The sequence below is a fragment of the Janthinobacterium svalbardense genome (genome assembly GCF_002327145.1).
Taxonomy (GTDB): Bacteria; Pseudomonadota; Gammaproteobacteria; order Burkholderiales; family Burkholderiaceae_D; genus Janthinobacterium; species Janthinobacterium tructae.
In genome coordinates this window covers 4789803-4808228 of the sequence record NZ_CP023422.1, presented here as the reverse complement: position 1 = coordinate 4808228, position 18426 = coordinate 4789803, and the positions used below count along the sequence as shown (strand labels likewise).

Genomic DNA, 18426 nt, shown 5'->3' with positions numbered 1-18426 from the left:
GTCAGGCCGTCACGCCTCAGTCCTCGGCCTGGAATTCGCTGGCCGAGACAAACAGATCCCACGAAGCGATGAACAGGGCCGCCACCACGGGGCCGATAACGAAGCCGTTCAGGCCAAACAGGGCCATGCCACCCACGGTCGATAGCAGCACCACGTAGTCGGGCATCTTGGTGTCCTTGCCCACCAGGATAGGGCGCAGCACGTTGTCGACCAGGCCGATGACGAAGACGCCGAAGGCGGCCAGGCCTGCACCTTGCCAGATGGCGCCCGTGGCCAGGAAGTAGATGGCCACGGGTGCCCAGACGAGGGCGGCGCCGACGGCCGGCAGCAGTGACAGGAATGCCATCAGCACGGCCCACAGCAGGGGGGCTGGCACGTCGAGGAACCAGAATGCCAGGCCGCCGAGGGCACCCTGGGCGATCGCCACGAGGATATTGCCCTTCACCGTGGCGCGGATCACTGTCGTGAAATTGGTAAACAGGCGCTGCTTGTACTTGCGGCTCAGCGGCACGGCGCCCTTGATGCGGGCCGACAGGGTGGAGCCATCGCGCATGAGGAAAAACAGCAGGTACAGCATGATGCACAGGCTGGTGAGGAATTCGAAGGTGTACAGGCCCAGATTGATGGCTTTCACCGCCACCACCTGGCTCACCTGTGTGGCGCCCTCGGCCAGCTTGTCCTGCAGGCTGGCCAGGCTGCTCAGGTGGAAGCGGTCTAGCAAGTTGATCGACCATTGCGGCAGTACTGCCATGATTTTATTGAAGAACATGCCGACCGTGATTTCGCCCGAACGTACCATCTCCACGACGCTGGCCGCCTGGTTCACCAGCGACACGGAAATGAGCGACAGCGGCAGGATCACGATGACGACGATGAGCAGCAAGGTCAGCAGCGACGCCAGGCCGGCGCGGCCCCTGGTTTTCCGCAGCAGCCAGCGGTACACGGGCGCGAACAGGATCGCCAGGACGACGCCCCAGAAGATGGCGCCCGCATACGGCGCAAGTATCCAGCCGAAGCTGATGGTGACGATGCTCAAGAGGAGCAAGAATACTTTCTGGTGCAGCGTGAGGGTATGCATGGGCGGTAGCGCAATGATAAGGGTTGAGTTGCCTCATCATAAGCGAGGCCGCGTGCCGCGTGCCATACAATTGTCGCGCTGGTAGTCTGTGCGCGGGCACGCCTGGCGCCGGCGGGCTGGCACGCGGTGGTGGCAATTCCAGTAAGCTGTCGTTGCAGGCATTCCATCCCCGGGTGCCTTTGATTTCTTTTGACTTCAGGAGCGCGCGTGCTTGACCCCATTCACTTTTATGAACCTGCGCAGGGCCACGGCCTGCCGCACGATCCCTTCAACGCCATCGTGGGACCGCGTCCGATCGGCTGGATCGCCACGCGCAGCAGCGCAGGCGTGCTCAATCTGGCGCCCTACAGTTTTTTCAATGCGTTCAATTACACGCCGCCGCTGATCGGTTTTTCCAGCATCGGCCGCAAGGATACCTTGCGCAATATCGAGCAGACGGGTGAATTCGTGTGGAACCTGGCGACGCGGCCGCTGGCCGAGGCGATGAATGCCAGCTGCGCGCCGGCGCCGCCCGAGGTCGACGAATTTGCGCTCGCCGGCCTGACGCCGGCTGCCTCGCGCATTGTCAAGGTGCCGCGCGTGGCCGAGAGTCCCGTGTCCTTCGAATGCCGGCGCACGCAGATCATCGAGCTGCAAGGATTGAATGGGGACGGCGTCGGCAGCTGGCTGGTGCTGGGGGAAGTGGTGGGCGTGCATATCGCGCGCCATCTGCTGACCGATGGCGTGTACGACACGGCCGCCGCCGCGCCGATATTGCGCGGTGGCGGTCCGGCCGACTATTTCGAGATCGGCCCGGACAGCCTATTCCACATGCGCCGGCCCGCCTGGCCGTAACATCACGCCGGGAGCGGATGACGCTCCTTGACGATGCCGCGATAGATCAGCCACGTCGCCAGCAGGCTGATGGCGCCGGCGCCTGCCATCCAGTAGCCTGGCGCTGCCTTGTCGCCGGTGCTCTCGATCAGCAAGGTCGATACCAGCGGTGTCATGCCGCCGAACAGCGCGGTGGCCAGGCTGTAGGCCAGCGAAAAGCCCGTGGTCCTGACGCTGGCAGGGATGATTTCCGTCAGCGCGACGATGGTGGCCCCGTTGTAGCTGCCGTACAGGAAGGACAGCCACAACTCCACCATGAGCATGTGCTCGAAACTGGGATGGGCGACCAGCCAGGACAAGGCCGGGTACGCGGTCAGCATCGTCAGCGCCGCGCACGCAGCCATGATCGGCCAGCGCCCGATGCGGTCGGACAGCGCCCCCATGACGGGCAGCCAGAGGAAGTTCGACAGGCCGATGCACAAGGTGACGAGCAGGCTGTCTTCGGTGCTCAGTTTGAGCACGCTCTTGCCGAAGGTCGGCGTATACACGGTGATCAGGTAGAACGCGACCGTCGTCAGCACGATCAGCATCGCGCCGGCACCGACCAGCGGCCAGTTGAGGGTGATAGTCTTGAGCATCTGGCGGAACGTCGGATGCGACTTGCGCGTCAGATAGGCCTCGGTCTCCTGCAGCGAACGGCGGATGTAGAACACCACAGGGATGATGGAGCAACCGATGAAGAACGGGATGCGCCAGCCCCAGTCCGCGATGAATTCCTTGCTCAAGGTTTCATTGAGATAGTAGCCCAGCGCGGCGGAAAAGATAATGGCGACCTGCTGGCTGGCCGATTGCCAGCTGACGTAATAGCCCTTGTTGCCAGGTGTCGCCATCTCGGACAGGTAGACCGATACGCCGCCCAGCTCCACGCCGGCGGAGAAGCCTTGCAGCAAACGCCCGATCAGCACGAGCAATGGTGCCAGCAGGCCGATGCTTGCATAGCCGGGCACGAAGGCGATCAGCGCCGTGCCGGAAGCCATGATGGCCAGGGTCAGCACCAGGCCCTTGCGGCGGCCGATGCGGTCGATATAGCTGCCGAGGATGATGGCGCCCAGCGGCCGCATGAAAAACCCCGCGCCGAAGGTGGCGAACGTCATCATCAGGGCCGCGTATTCGCTGGTGGCGGGGAAGAAGGCCTTGGCGATATATGTCGCGTAAAAGCCGAACAGGAAAAAATCGTACATTTCGATGAAGTTCCCGCTCGTCACCCGGATGACGGTGGCGATGCGCGAGGGAGGGCGCACCTGCGCGCGCGGCGGTGCGGCCTCGGCGATGGGCGTGGCGCTGGATGGAATGGCCATGGTTTACCTCGATGAAAGATGAGTGATGTTGTCTAGTGGGTTATTGGCATCGGTGCCGATGCCGGTTCCAGTCCGGTCGCTCCGATCACGCCGGCGTTGGCAGGGGCGGCGAGGAAGCGCAGCAAGGCGCGGCCGGCTTCCGGCTCTTTGCCGCCCGGGACCAGCGCCGCCGAAAACTGCGTCATCAGCTGCACTTCCGGCGGCAGCAGGCCGACGATGTCGATGCCCTCGACCGGCAGCAGCTCGCTGCGCTGCTGGCAGCCAAAATCGGCCTCGCCGTGCGCGATGATTTCACCGACGGGGGTGGCGGGAATTTTGGCGGCCTTGCCCTGCATCTGTTCCGAGATGTGCAGCCTCTTCATCAGTTGTTTCTCGATGTATTCGCCGCTGGCGCTGTCCGAATAGGCCACCTTGTTCGCCTGCAGGAAAGCGCTGCGCAAGCCCTCGGTGGTGCTGATGTCGGGCTTTGCCGCGCCGCGCCGCACGGCGCAGGCAATCGGCGAATTGGCCAGGATCACCTTGCTGCCGGCGACCAGTCGGCCCTCCTGCATCAGCTTGTCGAGCGCGTCGCCCACCATGATGACGACGTCGATCGGTTCGCCGCGTGCCAGGCGTGCCGGGATCGCATTCCTGGTGGTGCCCATCGACGGTCCCCATTCGGACAGCAGATGGTCGCCGCTGGCGCGTTCGTAGGCGGGCGCCAGGTTTTTGTAGGCCTGGGAAAAACCGCCCGAGCTGACCACGCGGATGTCGGCGGCATGGGCCGCGCCGGCGGCGAGCAGCATGCAGGCGGCCAGTATGGGGGCGGATCGCCGCACCAGGATATGTTGAAGCATCGTCGTTTCTCCTGTCGTTAGAATTTGTGCATGAGGCCAAGCGTCAAGCCCATGCCTTTGCGGTCGTTTGCCCGCGTCCCCGTGACGCCGGCGGCATCGCCCTGCCACAAGGTGTAGTCCGATTCGAGGTACAGGGTCGAGCGCGGCGAGAGCGTTTTTTCCAGGTACGCGAAGGCGCGCTGGAAGCCGTCGTCGATGTGGCCCGTGGCGCTGCGCCGTACCTTGTAGTAGGCGGTCGTGAGCAGCAGGTCCTGCGCCATTTGCCGGCTCACGCCGGCGGACAGCACACCCTGCCGGACGGACTTGCCGGCGCCCACGTCGGCGCGATTGACGCCCAGATTGGCCTTGAACTGCCAGGTGTCCATCTTGTAGGCGGCACCCACGGTGGCGGCGTCGAGGTTGAGGTTGTCGCGATTGCGCAAGCGCATCGCCGCCCCGGAGACGGCCAGCCCCGCCTGCTGGTACGCCAGGGCGCCGCCCCAGGTCGACAATGGCGACGTGGCGCCCGCCACCTCGCCGAAGGAATAGGCGGCGCGCGCCACCACCGGCCCGAGGCTGGCGCTGGTTTTCACCATGTTGTCGAGCCGGTAGAAGTTGTCGGCATAGCCGCTGCTGCCGTATTGCTGGCCGAATGCATGCCGGCCAAAAGCGGTGTTGCTCAAGCCGGTGATGTTGACGTTCGGATTGAATGCGGCGTAGCGGATGCCCAGTGGATCGACCGGCGCGATGGCGTCGGCCAGCAAGGTCGCCTGGCGCCCCAGGGTCACCGATCCCAGCGGCGACTTGAACCCGACCCAGGCCTGCCGGTCGAACAGCTTGTCGGCTTTGGCTGCGCTGCCCGTGTCCAGGTTCAGCCCGCCTTCCAGGCGGTACAGCGCCTGCCAGCCGCCGCCCAGGTCTTCCTGGCCGCGCAGGCCCCAGCGGCTTGTGTTGTCGATGCCGCTGCTGACGGCGGGCATGGCGCCGCTGGCGGTGGGCGCGTTAGCGGCGTTCAAGCCGTTGGCATAGCGGATGCCGGCATCGGCGATGCCATACAACACCGCGCCGCTCTGGCCCAGGCAAGTACCGCTGGCCGCGCATAACAGCGCGAACGTGGAATAATGACGCATGGTGTCTCCTCTTTTTTTGTGATGCCTTCTTGGCGAGGCTCAGCATTAAGACCCCATCATCGTTGAAATGGCATAATTTGATAATTGCAATTTTTCCGGGGATTAATGCATGCAGCGCATCAATTACGAACTTCATGATTTGCAGGCCTTCGTCGCCGTGGCGGAGCGCAACAGCTTTCGCCAGGCCGCGGCCGACCTGTTCCTGTCGCAGCCGGCGCTCAGCCGCCGCATTGAAAAACTCGAGGATGCGCTGGGGGTCAAGCTGTTTGAGCGCACCACCCGGCGCGTGCAGCTGACCAATGTGGGGCAGGTGTTTCTGGTGAACGTACGCGATGCGCTCAACGGTCTCGAGGATGCCGTGCTGGGGGTCGCCGACCTTGCCGCGCACCGTACCGGGACTGTGACGTTTGCCTGCGTGCCTTCGGCCGTGTGGCATTTCCTGCCGGATGTGCTCAAGCGCTTCAGTGCGCAGTTTCCGAAGATCCGCGTGCGCGTGCATGACGAAAGCGCGCAGGACGTGCTCAACCTCGTGCTGTCGGGCGAGGCGGACTTCGGCATCAGCTTCACGGGTGCGGAAAATCCGGAGATCCATTTCCAGCCCATCTACGTCGAGACCTACGTACTGGCGATGCGCAACGATCACCGGCTGGCCAAGCGCAAGAAGCTGAGCTGGAAGGATACCGTCGACGAACGCTATATCTCGGTGGCCAAGTCGAGCGGCAACCGCAGCGTGCTCGATGCGGCGCTGGCTGGCGTGGAAAAGCACCCGTGGATCTCGTGCGAGATCAACCACGTTTCAGGCATATTGGCGCTGGTGGAGTCGGGCCTGGGCGTGGCAGCGGTGCCGGGGCTGTCCATTCTGCCGGAGCGGCAAAGCACGGTGGTCGGCGTGCCGCTCGTCAATCCCGCCGTGAAGCGGACACTGGGCTTGATCAGCCGGCATCAGCACGCGATGCCACCCGCGTCGCGCACCCTGTTCGACATGATGAGCGCGAGCATCGGCAAGCAGGGGCGGCGGGCATGAGCGCAGTGCGGTGCAATGAGTGCGCCGAAGCCTGGGCTAGGCGACTGTCGCCAGTTGCGAGCGGCGATAGTCGAGCGGCGTGCTGCCCACGAGTTCCGCAAAACTGCGGCTGAAATGGGCCTGGTCAAAAAAGCCCAGCGCATGCGCCAGGCTGGCCAGGTCGGGCGCATCGGGCTGCGCCAGGCGCCAGATCGCCTCCTGCAGGCGGTAGCGCTGGATCACCCATTTCGGCGGCACGCCCACGTAGTTGGCGAACAGGCGCTGCAGCCTGCGTTCGCCAATTGCCATGTTTTCGCACAGTTGCGCCACGCTTGCCGGACCGTTGTGGGCCGCCGCCGCCGCGGTCAGCCTGGCGGCCAGCAGGGCGGCGTCATCGACCTGCGGCAGCCTTGCCAGCAGCAGTGTCTGTGCCTGCGCCAGCATGGCCAGATCGTCGGACTCGCCCAACACCCGCGCCTCGGCTTCGCCTGCAGGCATGCCCAGCAGCGCATCGGCCGCGATGGTCGTGTCGGTGAAGGTTGACAGTGGCTGCGTGATGAACGGGCGCAGGCCGCCCGGCGCGAAACGCACGCCCAATACTTTGCCCGCACCGGTCAACGGCCGGTCAAAGGCGCCGCGCACCACGCCGTGGATGGCGCTGCGCCCAAGCTCGAATACCAGGTGGGCGTTCGGATACGGCAGCACGCGCTGCGTCTCCGGCGCGCAGCCCCGCCGGTCCCATTCCACCACCCAGAAGTAGTCGACAAACGGCGCCAGCGCGGCAGCTGGTGGATAGGTCGCCAGGCGTATGCGGCGCGCCGCCGCCTGCGGGTCGACGATGCCTTTCGGCGCCTGGCCGCGCACGGCGAGCAGATTCATCGTACTGTCGGTTTTATCCAATATTTGTCTCCTGCGCGGCCTTAAGCTGGCCCTCTCGCATTGATCGGAAGGGAATCATGAAATCACACAGTTGGTCGGGCCTGATAATGGCCGCATGTTGTCTATCGGTGGCGCCAGCCGGCGCCGCCTCGTCTGCAGAGGGAGATCATCGCATGCACGCGCACGCTACGGGAAGTTTTAGTATCAGCATGACGCCGGCCACGGCGCCGCAGCGCGCGGGGCGCACAAGCTTGGGAAGGGTGCTGCTTGACAAGGTGTATGTGGGCGACCTGGTCGCCACGGCCAAGGGCGAAATGCTCAATGCCGTGACCGACACCCAAGGCGCGGCCGGCTATGTCGCGATGGAAGCCATCACGGGCGTGCTGCAGGGCAGGGAGGGCAGCTTCGTGGCGCAGCATGCGGGCACGATGGCCGAGGGCCGGCAGGCGCTGTCCATCGTCATCGTGCCGCATTCCGGCACGGGGCAACTGACGGGCATCAGCGGCACGCTGGCCATCCGCATTGAAAACGGCCAGCATTTCTACGACATCGATTACTCGCTGCCGGAGTAGGCGTAGGGACGGGGCGGGCGCTGGAAATCGCTTGACCTCCGTCGCACTTGTCTTTATATTTAGATGGTTATCTAATTAGGCGTTTGTCTCAATATGAGTGCCACCAACAGCGCCTTCAAGGCCATCGCCGATCCTGCACGGCGCGAGATACTGCGGCTGCTGCGGACCGGTGAAATGACGGCCGGCGACCTGGCCGCCCGGTTTGACATGAGCAAGCCGACCATGTCGCATCATTTTGCGGTGCTGGCGGATGCCGATCTGATCACGCGCCGGCGCGAAGGGCAGACCATCTGGTATGGCTTGAATACCACGGTGCTGCAGGACGTACTGGCCTGGATGCTGGACCTGACCGATACCGACCACAAGGAGAGCAAATGATGAAAGCGCGCTTTATCGCCCTGAGCCTGTTGATGATCGTGGCCGTCAGTGCGGCCACCCTGTATGCATGGCCGCAGTTGCCGGAGGTGGTGGCCGTGCATTGGAATTACCGCGGCGAGGTGGACGGCTATGCGCCGCGCGCCGTGCTGTGGTTGCTCGGGCCGGGCCTGATGGCGTGCATGCTGATGCTGGCGCTCGTGCTGCCCTCGCTGTCGCCGCGCCGCTTCGAGGTACAGCCGTTCGAGTCGACCTTCTACTACAGCTTCGGCGTCGTGCTGGGCCTGCTGGCGTATGTGCATGGGCTGGTACTGGCCAGTGCCGCTGGCGTGGCGGTGCCCATCGGCCGGGCGGTACCGGCGGGCCTGTGCGTGATGCTGATCCTGGCAGGCAATCCCATGGGCAAGGTGCGGCGCAATTTTTATCTGGGTATCCGCACCCCGTGGACACTGGCCAGTGAGCGCGTCTGGTATGCCACGCACCGGCTGGCCGCCAGGCTGATGGTGGGCAGCGGCTTGCTGGGACTGGCCGCGCTGGCGTGTGGCGCACCGGGCTGGCTGCTGCTGGTGCTGGTGTTCGCCTGGGCGCCGCTGGCCATCCTGTACTCGCTCGTGCAGTACAAGCGGCTGGATAAAGATCAACTGGAAATGCACTGACAGGAGGGGGTGATGTTGCGATGGATGCTGGGAATGCTGGTCTTGATGGTGTGCTTGCCGGTACGCGCCACCACTGGAGGTGAACAGGAGGTGGCGCTGGCGGTGGCTGGTGGCGTCTTGCATGGCACGCTGTCGATGCCGGATCGGCAAGGGAAAGTGCCAGTGGTGCTGCTGCATGCGGGCTCCGGTCCGACCGATCGCAATGGCAATAGCGCCATGCTGCCGGGCCAGAATAATACGTTGCGCATGCTGGCCGACGCGCTGGCGCGCAATGGCATCGCTACGCTGCGCTATGACAAGCGCGGGATCGGCGCCAGTGCATCGGCTGGGTTGCGCGAAGCCGACCTGCGCTTGGACGACTATATCGATGACGCCACGGCGTGGTTGCGTCAGTTGCGCGCCGACCCGCGCTTTACGAATGTGCTGATGGCCGGGCATAGCGAGGGGGCGCTGATCGCGATGGTGGCTTGCCAGAAAGCGCAGCTTGATGGCTGTGTGCTGATTGCCGGCGCCGGCAAGGCGCTCGACGATATCCTGCGGGTACAATTGAAGCCGCGTCTGCCACCAGACCTGTATGCGCAAAATGAGCGCATCCTGCTGGCGCTTAAGCGGGGCGAGCGGGTAAGCGACGTGCCGCCAGCCTTGCTGGCGCTGTACCGGCCTTCGGTGCAGCCGTATCTGATTTCATCGCTGAAGGTCGATCCGCGCGCGGCGGTAGGTGCCTTGCGCATGCCGGTATTGATACTGCAGGGGGCGACCGATTTGCAGGTGTCGGTGGCCGATGCGCAGGCCTTGTCGGCCGCCGCACCGGCGGCCAGACTGGTGATTGTGCCGGGCATGAACCATGTATTGAAAATGGTCAGTGGCGATTTGGCGCAGCAGATGCCGTCGTATGGCGACCCAGCGTTGCCGCTGGCGCCCGCGCTGGTTGACGCAGTGACGGCGTTTGTTCAGGAACGTTGAAAACCGGCAGGTCGGGTCGCCGCGTAGGTCGGATTAGCGGCAAGGCCGCGTAATCCGACACCACTACCAGCGCCAACAATGTTGTCGGATTACGGCCCACAGGGCCTAATCCGACCTACGCATGGCGTGGTATTCATTTGCCCAGTATCGACGCCACATTGTCCGTGCCCGGTGCGCCGAACAGCTGCTGCTTGAGGATGTGCAACTGGTCGCGCACCTGCGCCGCCTTTTCGAACTCCAGGTTCTTGGCGTGGTCGAGCATCAGTTTTTCCAGGCGCTTGATTTCCTTGCTGACCTGCTTTTCGCTCATGGCTTCGAACTTCGCCGCTTCCTGCGCCACTTGCAGGTTGTCGCGCGCTTCCTGCGGGCTGTAGACGCCGTCGATCATTTCGCGGATCGATTTTTTGACGCCGATCGGGATGATGTTGTTGGCCGTATTGAAAGCGATCTGCTTGGCGCGACGGCGTTCCGTCTCGTCGATGGCGCGGCGCATGGAGTCCGTGATGCGGTCGCCGTACAGGATCGCCGTACCGTTCAGGTTACGCGCGGCGCGCCCGATGGTCTGGATCAGGCTGCGCTCGGAGCGCAAGAAGCCTTCCTTGTCCGCGTCGAGGATGGCGACCAGCGACACTTCCGGCAAGTCCAGGCCCTCGCGCAGCAGGTTGATCCCCACCAGCACGTCGAAAGTGCCCAGGCGCAGGTCGCGCAGGATTTCCACGCGCTCCACCGTTTCGATATCGCTGTGCAGGTAGCGCACCTTGATGCCATGGTCGCCCAGGTATTCCGTCAATTGCTCCGACATGCGCTTGGTAAGCGTGGTCACCAGCACGCGCTCGTCCTTCTTGATGCGCTCGACGATTTCCGACATCAGGTCGTCCACCTGCGTGCTGGCGGGGCGCACGATGATCTGCGGGTCGACCAGGCCCGTGGGGCGGACCACCTGCTCGACCACCTGGTCGGAATGGTTTTTTTCGTAGTCGCCCGGCGTGGCCGAGACGAACACCGTCTGGCGCATCTTTTGTTCGAATTCCTCGAATTTCAAGGGCCGGTTGTCCAGCGCCGATGGCAGGCGGAAGCCATAGTCGACCAGGTTCGTTTTGCGCGAGCGGTCGCCGTTGTACATGGCGCTCAGCTGGCCCGTCAGCACGTGTGACTCGTCGAGGAACATCAATGCGTCGGGCGGCAGATAGTCGACCAGGGTCGGCGGCGGTTCGCCCGGCAGCGCACCGGACAGGTGGCGCGAGTAGTTCTCGATGCCCTTGGTGAAACCGATTTCGGCCATCATTTCCAGGTCGAAGCGCGTGCGCTGCTCGATCCGCTGTTCTTCGATCAATTTGTTTTCCTTGCGGAAGAACTCGAGGCGCTCGCGCAGCTCGTCCTTGATGGTTTCCACGGCGCGCAGCACGGTGGAGCGGGGCGTCACATAGTGCGAACCCGGGTACACGGTGAAGCGGGGGATTTTTTGCCGCACGCGGCCCGTCAGCGGGTCGAACAGCTGGATCGATTCGATCTCGTCGTCGAACATTTCCAGGCGCACGGCCAGTTCCGCATGCTCGGCGGGGAAGATGTCGATGGTATCGCCGCGCACGCGGAAGGTGCCGCGGCCGAAGTCGACTTCGTTGCGCGTGTATTGCATCTGGATCAGGCGCGCGATGACGTCGCGCTGGCTGACTCTGTCTTTTACGCGCAACGTCAGAATCATCTGGTGGTATTCGTTGGGGTTACCGATACCGTAGATGGCCGAGACGGTGGCGACGATGATGACGTCGCGCCGCTCCATCAGCGACTTGGTGCACGACAAACGCATCTGTTCGATATGCTCGTTGATCGACGAGTCCTTTTCGATGAACAGGTCGCGCTGTGGCACGTAGGCTTCGGGCTGGTAGTAATCGTAGTAGCTGACGAAGTATTCGACCGCATTTTGCGGGAAAAAGTCGCGGAATTCGCTGTACAGCTGCGCCGCCAGCGTCTTGTTGGGGGCGAAGACGATGGCGGGCCGGCCCATGCGCGCGATGACGTTGGCCATGGTGTAGGTCTTGCCGGAACCGGTCACGCCCAGCAGGGTCTGGAAGGCCAGGCCATCGGCAATGCCCTCGGATAACTGGGTGATCGCCGCCGGCTGATCACCGGCCGGAGAGAAGGGCTGGTGCAGCTTGAAGGGGGAATCCGGGAAAGAGATAATTGCGCTTTCCGCCTCGCTGGCGGTAGATAATTCGGGCATGTGAATCAGACCTTTGTTAGAATAGTGCTCTGCTGGCGGCCCTGGCGTTGTATTTTGGGGCGCTGTCTACAACTCCGCTGTGAACCTGCTTCCAATCGAATCCAATCTTATCATGACGAACCCAACTGTTTCTGCCAGTCTGTTTAGCGCCATCGAGATGGCCCCACGCGACCCGATCCTGGGCATCACCGAAGCATTTAACGCGGACCAGAATCCCGCCAAAATCAATCTGGGCGTTGGCGTCTATTATGACGACAACGGTAAAGTGCCTCTGTTAGCTTGCGTACGCAAGGCAGAAGCCATCCTGATCGAACAGGCTTCGCCACGCACCTATCTGCCGATCGAAGGCCTGGCTGCCTACGACAAGGCGGTGCAAGAACTCGTATTTGGCGCCGATAGCGCCGTTATTCAAGAGCGCCGCGCCATCACCGTGCAAGCCATCGGCGGCACGGGTGCACTGAAGATCGGCGCCGACTTCCTGCAGCGCTTCGCGCCGGGTGCGCAAGTCTACATCAGCGACCCGAGCTGGGAAAACCACCGCGCGCTGTTCGAAAGCGCCGGTTTCGTCGTGAATAATTACACCTACTACGATGCCGTCACCCATGGCGTGAACTTCGGCGGCATGCTGGCCAGCCTGAACGCCATGCCAGCCGGCTCTATCGTCGTGCTGCACGCCTGCTGCCACAACCCGACCGGCGCCGACCTGAGCGTGGCCGAGTGGGACCAGATCATCGCCGTCGTGACGTCGCGCGGCCTGGTGCCGTTCCTGGACATGGCCTATCAGGGCTTTGCCAACGGCATCGCCGAAGACGGCGCCGTGGTGCGCCGCTTTGCCGACGCGGGCGGCCCGCTGCTGGTATCGAACTCGTTCTCGAAATCGTTCTCGCTGTACGGCGAGCGCGTGGGCGCCCTGAGCGTCGTCGCATCGAGCGCCGACGAAGCGTCCCGTCTGTTATCGCAATTGAAACGCGTCGTGCGCACCAACTACTCGAACCCGCCAGTACACGGCGGCAAGGTGGTCGCCACCGTCCTGGCCACGCCGGAACTGCGCCAGTTGTGGGAAGAGGAGCTGGCCGGCATGCGCGTGCGCATCCGTGAAATGCGCAATGCCTTCGTGGAAAAACTGAAGGTCAAGGCACCAGGCCACGACTTCGAATTCGTGCGCCAGCAAATCGGCATGTTCTCGTACTCGGGCCTCACCAAGGAGCAGGTAGCGACCCTGCGCGAGCAATCGATCTACGCCGTCGACACGGGCCGTATCTGTGTGGCAGCGTTGAATTCGCGCAATATCGACATCGTCATTGACGCGATCGCCAAAGTGCTTTAAGATCTTGCTTCTTCGGCGCTGCATGCAAGTGTGGCGCTGATGGCAGTGGAAAGTCGGCGATGGCCGTGTTTGTCGAGATGCAGTACGAGTCTTGCAAATACGAAGCAACCGACATATAATATTGCCTCTTTTCCCTGATAGCTCAGTTGGTAGAGCGACGGACTGTTAATCCGCAGGTCCCTGGTTCGAGTCCAGGTCGGGGAGCCAGAATTCGGAAGGCCACGTTGAAAAACGTGGCCTTTTTTGTTTTTCGACGCAGGCGCGAGTGGTGGCAAAAGTGGAATTTCCCTATGGGAATCTGGACATCTGAATAGTTGACCTATATAATACGGCCTCTTTTCCCTGATAGCTCAGTTGGTAGAGCGACGGACTGTTAATCCGCAGGTCCCTGGTTCGAGTCCAGGTCGGGGAGCCAGAATTCGGAAGGCCATGTTGAAAAACATGGCCTTTTTTGTTTTCCGGCGCCGTCAGCAGGGCTGGCCTGTGCGTGATCGCATTTTGCGCTATCCTGAATGCATCACTTCAGGAGCCCCTTCCCATGACTTGTACCTCCGCCTTGCGCCATATCGTCCTGTGCGACTTCCTCGATGGCATCACCTCCGCCAAACATGCCGAGCTCGTCTACGAATTTTCCCAGCTGAAACATCGCATTCCCGGCGTGCGGCAATTTGAATGGGGGCCGAACGTCAGCCCGGAAGGCCTCGATGATGGCTTTACCGATTGCTTTACCCTGACCTTCGACGATGCCGGCGCGCGCGACGTGTATCTGACCCATCCGGCCCACATGGCCTTTGTCGAACAGCTCAAGCCATGGCTGGGCCGCGTGCTGGTATTTGACTACTATCCGCAAGAGCATCCTGGCTGACCGCCGGGCAAGGTGAGGCAGAAAAATGCACCTTTTTCGGGGGAAATCTGGACATCGCAAAATTTACCCTATAAAATGCGGCCTCTTTTCCCTGATAGCTCAGTTGGTAGAGCGACGGACTGTTAATCCGCAGGTCCCTGGTTCGAGTCCAGGTCGGGGAGCCAGAACATGTAGTAGCAGAAAGCCCAGCCTTGAACGGTTGGGCTTTTTGCGTTTTGCGCGCCTGTTTATTTGCGCATGGCGGGCCGTGCCGAGGCCGTTGGGCGGTGGGGATTGCCTGGTCCTTCGGCTTGGCTGGCAATGCGACTGCATGCGCCGCTGCATGGCGATCAATTCTTCGACGAGGGCAGGCCCGGCCGGCATCTGCCGCAGATCATCGGGCGTGGCGCAGTGCCACGCGGCGGCGAAGGCCGTGTCTCACCAATTGCCCACCACAATGGCGACTTTTATACTCCATTGGCAAACAATTTAGTTATGTAGGATAATGTGGAACCGGTTCCATTTATGCGCAAATGCAATGTAACGCAATCATCCAAGTCAACAAAACAACAAGTCTTGCGGGAGTCTCATGAACCATCCAGGCAGCGAACCATCTGCAACATCCGTTTCATCCCTTCCCCGCATCAGCCGCCGCCACGCCCTGATCGGTCTGGCCGCCTTGCTGGCGCAGGCCGGTTTCTGGAGCAATCCCCTGTCCGCCGCCATGCAGGCGCCGGCCAGCGCTGCGGCGACCGGCCTGGCACCGGCCACCATGCTGTTCTATACCTTGTCGCAAACGATTACGGGCCACCGCGACCTGTCCGCCGGTACGGCGGCGCGCATCGAGCAAGCCATGCGCAGCAACGTGCCCGGCTTTGCCGATCATTTGCCACGGCTGGGCGCGCTGCTCGTCACGGGCCAGGAAGCCAAGGCGCTGCTGGCGGCCGCCACCGCTGCCGATGCCAGCTTGCGTGAGCTGGCGCTGGACATCGTGGCCGCCTGGTACACGGGCACGGTCGCCGGCAACGCGGCGCAGGGCACGAAGTCCATCGTCGTCGCGTATGCGGAAGCCTTGATGTACCGCACGGTGGCCGATGGCCAGGTCGTGCCCACGTATTGCAATTACGGCCCCCTGTGGTGGCTGAAGGCGCCGCCGGCCGTACGCGTCTCCGCGCCCGTGGCGCCGAAACCCGTACCGGCCCCGGCTACCACCGGCACTCCCGAACCGAAAGGCAAGCAAGCAAAATGAAATCACCGCAATTCAAGAGTAATGGCGACGTCGTCGCCGATGTCGTCATCGTCGGCACGGGCGTCGTGGGCGCCATGATGGCCGACCAGCTGGCCGCGCTAGGCCATTCCGTGATCATGCTGGAAGCGGGCTTGCGCATCGAGCGGGGGCAAGCCGTGGAAAACTGGCGCAACATGCCGTTCGAGAACCGCGTCGGCTCCGACTTCCAGGGCCTGTATCCGCAGGCGGACAATGCGCCCGCGCCCCTGTATTTCCCAAAGAACAACTATGTGGAATTGTCCGGCCCCAGCGGCAGCAGTTTCCAGCAGGGCTATCTGCGCACGGTGGGCGGCACGACCTGGCACTGGGCCGCGTCGTGCTGGCGCCATTTGCCGACCGACATGCGCATGAAAAGCGATTACGGGGTAGGGCGCGACTGGGCCATTTCCTACGCTGAGCTGGAACCGTACTATTGCCGCGCCGAGCAGGAAATGGGCGTGGCCGGCCCCAACGATCCGGCGCAGCAGTCGCCCAGCGAGCGCAGCAAACCGTACCCGATGGACATGGTACCCTGGGGTTATGGCGACAAGCGCTTCGCCGAAGTCGTCAACCCGCACGGCTACCGCTCCGTGCCGATCCCGCAAGGCCGCTCGACGCGCCCATGGCAGGGCCGTCCCACCTGCTGCGGCAATAACAATTGCCAGCCGATCTGCCCCATCGGCGCCATGTACAACGGCATCCACCATGTGGAGCGGGCCGAGCTGAAAGGCGCTAGTGTGCTGGCCGAGGCTGTCGTCTACCGCATCGACACGGACCAGAACAACCGCGTGACGGCCGTGCACTGGTATGACGCGAAAAAACAGTCGCACATGGCGACGGGCAAGGCCTTCGTGATCGCCTGCAACGGCATCGAGACGCCGCGCCTTTTACTCCTGGCAGCCAACCAGAATAATCCGAACGGCATCGCCAACAGTTCGGACCAGGTCGGTCGCAACATGATGGATCACTCGGGCTTCCACTGTACCTTCCTGGCCAATGAACCGATCTGGACGGGCCGTGGCCCCGCGCAGAGCAGCTGCCTGGTGGGACCGCGCGACGGTGCCTTCCGCGCGCAGTATTCGGCCAACAAGATGATCCTGAACAATATCACCAGGGTGGGGCCTGCCACGCAGCAATCCTTGAAGCTGGGCCTGGTGGGCAAGGACCTCGACGATGAAATCCGCCGCCGCGCCGCGTTTGGCGTGGACCTGTCGATCAGCCTGGAACCGCTGCCCGAGGCGCACAACCGCTTGACCTTGAGCAAGACGCGCAAGGACCCGCTGGGCCTGGCCTGCCCTGACATTTATTATGACGTGGGCGATTACGTGCGCCATGGCGCGAAGGCTGCGCATGCGCAGCTCGAACACATCGGCAAGCTGTTCGGCGCCGTGGAATTCCATATCACCGACAGCCTGAATGCGAATAACCACATCATGGGCGGCGTCATCATGGGTTCGAACCGCGCCGATTCAGTGGTCGACGGCAATTGCCGCGCCCACGACCATGCCAATTTGTGGCTGCCGGGCGGCGGCGCCATGCCGTCGGCCAGCGTCGTCAACACCACCCTCAGCATGGCCGCGCTCGGCTTGCGCGCGGCCGACGACATTGCCCGCACCCTGGCAAGGGAGGCAGCATGATGCGCCGTTTGTTACTGAGTCTGATGCTGGCGGCCGGCTTGCCGCTGGCCGCGCGTGCTTTACCACCTGTGCCGCCGGCGCCACCCGCCACCCTGACGCCGGACCGCCCGGCCGCCCCCGTGGTCGGCAAGCCCGATGCACGTCTGGAGCGTGGCCGCTACCTGGCCATCGCCGCCGACTGCATGGCGTGCCATACGGCAGCGGGCGGCAAGCCGTATGCGGGTGGCTACGCCATCGATTCGCCGCTGGGCACGATTTATGCGACGAATATCACGCCGTCGAAAAAAGGCGGCATCGGGCATTACAGCGAAGCGGACTTTGCGCGCGCGCTGCGTGACGGCGTGCGCGCCGATGGCAGCCATCTGTATCCGGCCATGCCCTACACCAGCTATGCGATGCTGACGGATGCGGACGTGGGCGACCTGTATTACTACTTCATGCAGGCCGTCCAGCCCGTCGATGAACCGGCGCGCCAGACGGCCCTGCCATTCCCGTTCAACGTGCGCCTGTCCATGCTGGGCTGGAATACCTTGTTCCTCGACAATAAACGCTTCGTGCCCGATCCGGCGAAGAGCGCGCAGATCAACCGCGGCGCCTACCTGGCCGAAGGCCTGGCGCACTGCAGTGCCTGCCATACGCCGCGCAACGCGCTGATGGCCGAAATCGGCAGCCAGACCCTGGCCGGCGCGTCGCTCGGTTCCTGGCATGCGCCGAACATCACGTCCGACAAGGTCAGCGGCATCGGCGCCTGGACGGATGCAGAACTCACGGCTTACCTGAAGACGGGCCACGTGGAAGGCAAGGGGCAGGCAGCGGGCGGCATGGCCGAAGCCATCCAGAACAGTCTGCAATTTTTGCGCGATGATGACGTGGCCGCCATCGTGGCGTACTTGCGCACGGTGCCGGCCGTGCGCGCGCCGGGACAGACCAAGGCTGCTTTCAGCCACGGCAGCGCCGCCAGCGAAGAAGCTGCGCTGCGCGGCATGGCCAGTTCCACCGAGCACCATTCCCTGAATAGCGGCGCCGTGCTGTTTTCCGGCTATTGCGCCAGTTGCCATTCGGCCAGCGGCGCCGGCAGCACGGGTCAGGCCTATCCGGCCCTGTTCCACAACACGGCGACGGGCGGCAACACGCCGGCCAATCTGGTTTCGGCCATGCTGTTTGGCGTCGAGCGCAAGATCGAAGGGGAAGAGCACGAAGCGTTCATGCCCCGTTTCGACCAGCGTTCCTACGTGCAGCCATTGACGGACGAGCAGATCGCTTCGATCGCCAACTACGTGCTGAAGCAGTACGGCAACCCGGATGTGTCCGTCACGCCCGCCTACGTGGCGCAGGCGCGCAGCGGTGGCGAGAAGCCCGTGCTGGCGAGCATGCAGCCGTTCATGCTGCCGGGCGGCATCGTGGGCATCTTGCTGCTGATCGCGCTGTTTGTATGGCTGCGCCGGCGCCAGGGGTGAACGCCTATCAAAACCTACTGCGCGTCGTAAT

Annotated in this window: 17 protein-coding genes and 3 tRNA genes; 14 read left to right on the top strand and 6 right to left on the bottom strand. The window is 63.2% G+C overall.

Annotated elements, in window-relative coordinates:
• Positions 1–16: 16 nt before the first annotated feature.
• Entirely contained in the window at positions 17–1078 is a 1062-nt protein-coding gene (locus CNX70_RS21345) for an AI-2E family transporter (RefSeq protein ID WP_096236832.1), read from the bottom strand.
• Between the two features lie 207 nt (positions 1079–1285).
• Between CNX70_RS21345 and CNX70_RS21340 the strand changes: the two genes are divergently transcribed.
• The gene (locus CNX70_RS21340) at positions 1286–1912 is read left to right on the top strand and encodes a flavin reductase family protein (RefSeq protein ID WP_096236829.1); all 627 of its coding nucleotides are present in this window, start codon (positions 1286–1288) and stop codon (positions 1910–1912) included.
• Positions 1913–1914: 2 nt separating this feature from the next.
• On the opposite strand, the gene tcuC is transcribed toward CNX70_RS21340, so the two are convergent.
• The 3 genes from tcuC to CNX70_RS21325 are packed head-to-tail and all read right to left on the bottom strand — an operon-like array spanning position 1915 to position 5194.
• On the bottom strand, positions 1915–3249 hold the full coding sequence (gene tcuC / locus CNX70_RS21335) for an MFS transporter (RefSeq protein ID WP_096236826.1): 1335 nt from the start codon (positions 3247–3249) through the stop codon (positions 1915–1917).
• 32 nt (positions 3250–3281) lie between these two features.
• The gene (locus CNX70_RS21330) at positions 3282–4085 is read right to left on the bottom strand and encodes a substrate-binding domain-containing protein (protein ID WP_096236823.1); all 804 of its coding nucleotides are present in this window, start codon (positions 4083–4085) and stop codon (positions 3282–3284) included.
• A 17-nt stretch (positions 4086–4102) separates the two neighbouring features.
• Positions 4103–5194 carry a porin gene (locus CNX70_RS21325; RefSeq protein WP_096236820.1) on the bottom strand — a complete coding sequence of 364 codons (1092 nt, stop codon included), beginning with the start codon at positions 5192–5194 and terminating at the stop codon, positions 4103–4105.
• Between the two features lie 109 nt (positions 5195–5303).
• Between CNX70_RS21325 and CNX70_RS21320 the strand changes: the two genes are divergently transcribed.
• Positions 5304–6218 carry a LysR family transcriptional regulator gene (locus tag CNX70_RS21320; RefSeq protein WP_096236818.1) on the top strand — a complete coding sequence of 305 codons (915 nt, stop codon included), beginning with the start codon at positions 5304–5306 and terminating at the stop codon, positions 6216–6218.
• Between the two features lie 36 nt (positions 6219–6254).
• Here CNX70_RS21320 and CNX70_RS21315 read toward each other — a convergent pair whose 3' ends face one another.
• On the bottom strand, positions 6255–7097 hold the full coding sequence (locus CNX70_RS21315; protein WP_244198902.1) for a helix-turn-helix domain-containing protein: 843 nt from the start codon (positions 7095–7097) through the stop codon (positions 6255–6257).
• A gap of 152 nt (positions 7098–7249) precedes the next feature.
• On the opposite strand from CNX70_RS21315, the gene CNX70_RS21310 reads away from it, so the two are divergent.
• The 4 genes from CNX70_RS21310 to CNX70_RS21295 all read left to right on the top strand — a co-directional run bounded on the left by CNX70_RS21310 (position 7250) and on the right by CNX70_RS21295 (position 9642).
• The gene (locus CNX70_RS21310; protein WP_096236812.1) at positions 7250–7648 is read left to right on the top strand and encodes a DUF3224 domain-containing protein; all 399 of its coding nucleotides are present in this window, start codon (positions 7250–7252) and stop codon (positions 7646–7648) included.
• Positions 7649–7741: 93 nt separating this feature from the next.
• Complete coding sequence (locus CNX70_RS21305) at positions 7742–8026, top strand: autorepressor SdpR family transcription factor (RefSeq protein ID WP_096236809.1); 285 nt, start codon at positions 7742–7744, stop codon at positions 8024–8026.
• Positions 8023–8679 (top strand): SdpI family protein, encoded by a 657-nt coding sequence (locus CNX70_RS21300; RefSeq protein WP_244198901.1) that lies wholly within the window; start codon positions 8023–8025, stop codon positions 8677–8679. Before CNX70_RS21305 ends, CNX70_RS21300 begins: the two co-directional genes overlap by 4 nt.
• A 12-nt stretch (positions 8680–8691) precedes the next feature.
• Positions 8692–9642, top strand: a complete 951-nt coding sequence (locus CNX70_RS21295; protein ID WP_244198900.1) for an alpha/beta hydrolase — start codon at positions 8692–8694, stop codon at positions 9640–9642.
• 133 nt (positions 9643–9775) lie between these two features.
• Here CNX70_RS21295 and uvrB read toward each other — a convergent pair whose 3' ends face one another.
• Positions 9776–11863, bottom strand: a complete 2088-nt coding sequence (gene uvrB / locus CNX70_RS21290) for an excinuclease ABC subunit UvrB (RefSeq protein ID WP_096236805.1) — start codon at positions 11861–11863, stop codon at positions 9776–9778.
• Positions 11864–11975: 112 nt separating this feature from the next.
• Between uvrB and CNX70_RS21285 the strand changes: the two genes are divergently transcribed.
• The 8 genes from CNX70_RS21285 (at position 11976) to CNX70_RS21250 (ending at position 18395) form a co-directional block, all read left to right on the top strand.
• On the top strand, positions 11976–13190 hold the full coding sequence (locus tag CNX70_RS21285) for an amino acid aminotransferase (protein WP_208624452.1): 1215 nt from the start codon (positions 11976–11978) through the stop codon (positions 13188–13190).
• 131 nt (positions 13191–13321) lie between these two features.
• Positions 13322–13397: transfer RNA gene (locus CNX70_RS21280), tRNA-Asn, on the top strand.
• A gap of 132 nt (positions 13398–13529) precedes the next feature.
• Positions 13530–13605 (top strand) — tRNA-Asn (locus tag CNX70_RS21275).
• Between the two features lie 123 nt (positions 13606–13728).
• Complete coding sequence (locus CNX70_RS21270; RefSeq protein ID WP_096236802.1) at positions 13729–14055, top strand: Dabb family protein; 327 nt, start codon at positions 13729–13731, stop codon at positions 14053–14055.
• An 88-nt stretch (positions 14056–14143) separates the two neighbouring features.
• Positions 14144–14219, top strand: a tRNA-Asn gene (locus CNX70_RS21265).
• Positions 14220–14623: 404 nt separating this feature from the next.
• The gene (locus CNX70_RS21260; RefSeq protein ID WP_096236798.1) at positions 14624–15283 is read left to right on the top strand and encodes a sugar dehydrogenase complex small subunit; all 660 of its coding nucleotides are present in this window, start codon (positions 14624–14626) and stop codon (positions 15281–15283) included.
• Positions 15280–16938 carry a GMC family oxidoreductase gene (locus tag CNX70_RS21255; protein WP_096236795.1) on the top strand — a complete coding sequence of 553 codons (1659 nt, stop codon included), beginning with the start codon at positions 15280–15282 and terminating at the stop codon, positions 16936–16938. The genes CNX70_RS21260 and CNX70_RS21255 overlap by 4 nt, the downstream gene beginning before the upstream one ends.
• Positions 16935–18395, top strand: a complete 1461-nt coding sequence (locus CNX70_RS21250; protein ID WP_341865527.1) for a c-type cytochrome — start codon at positions 16935–16937, stop codon at positions 18393–18395. Before CNX70_RS21255 ends, CNX70_RS21250 begins: the two co-directional genes overlap by 4 nt.
• Positions 18396–18426 lie beyond the last annotated feature (31 nt).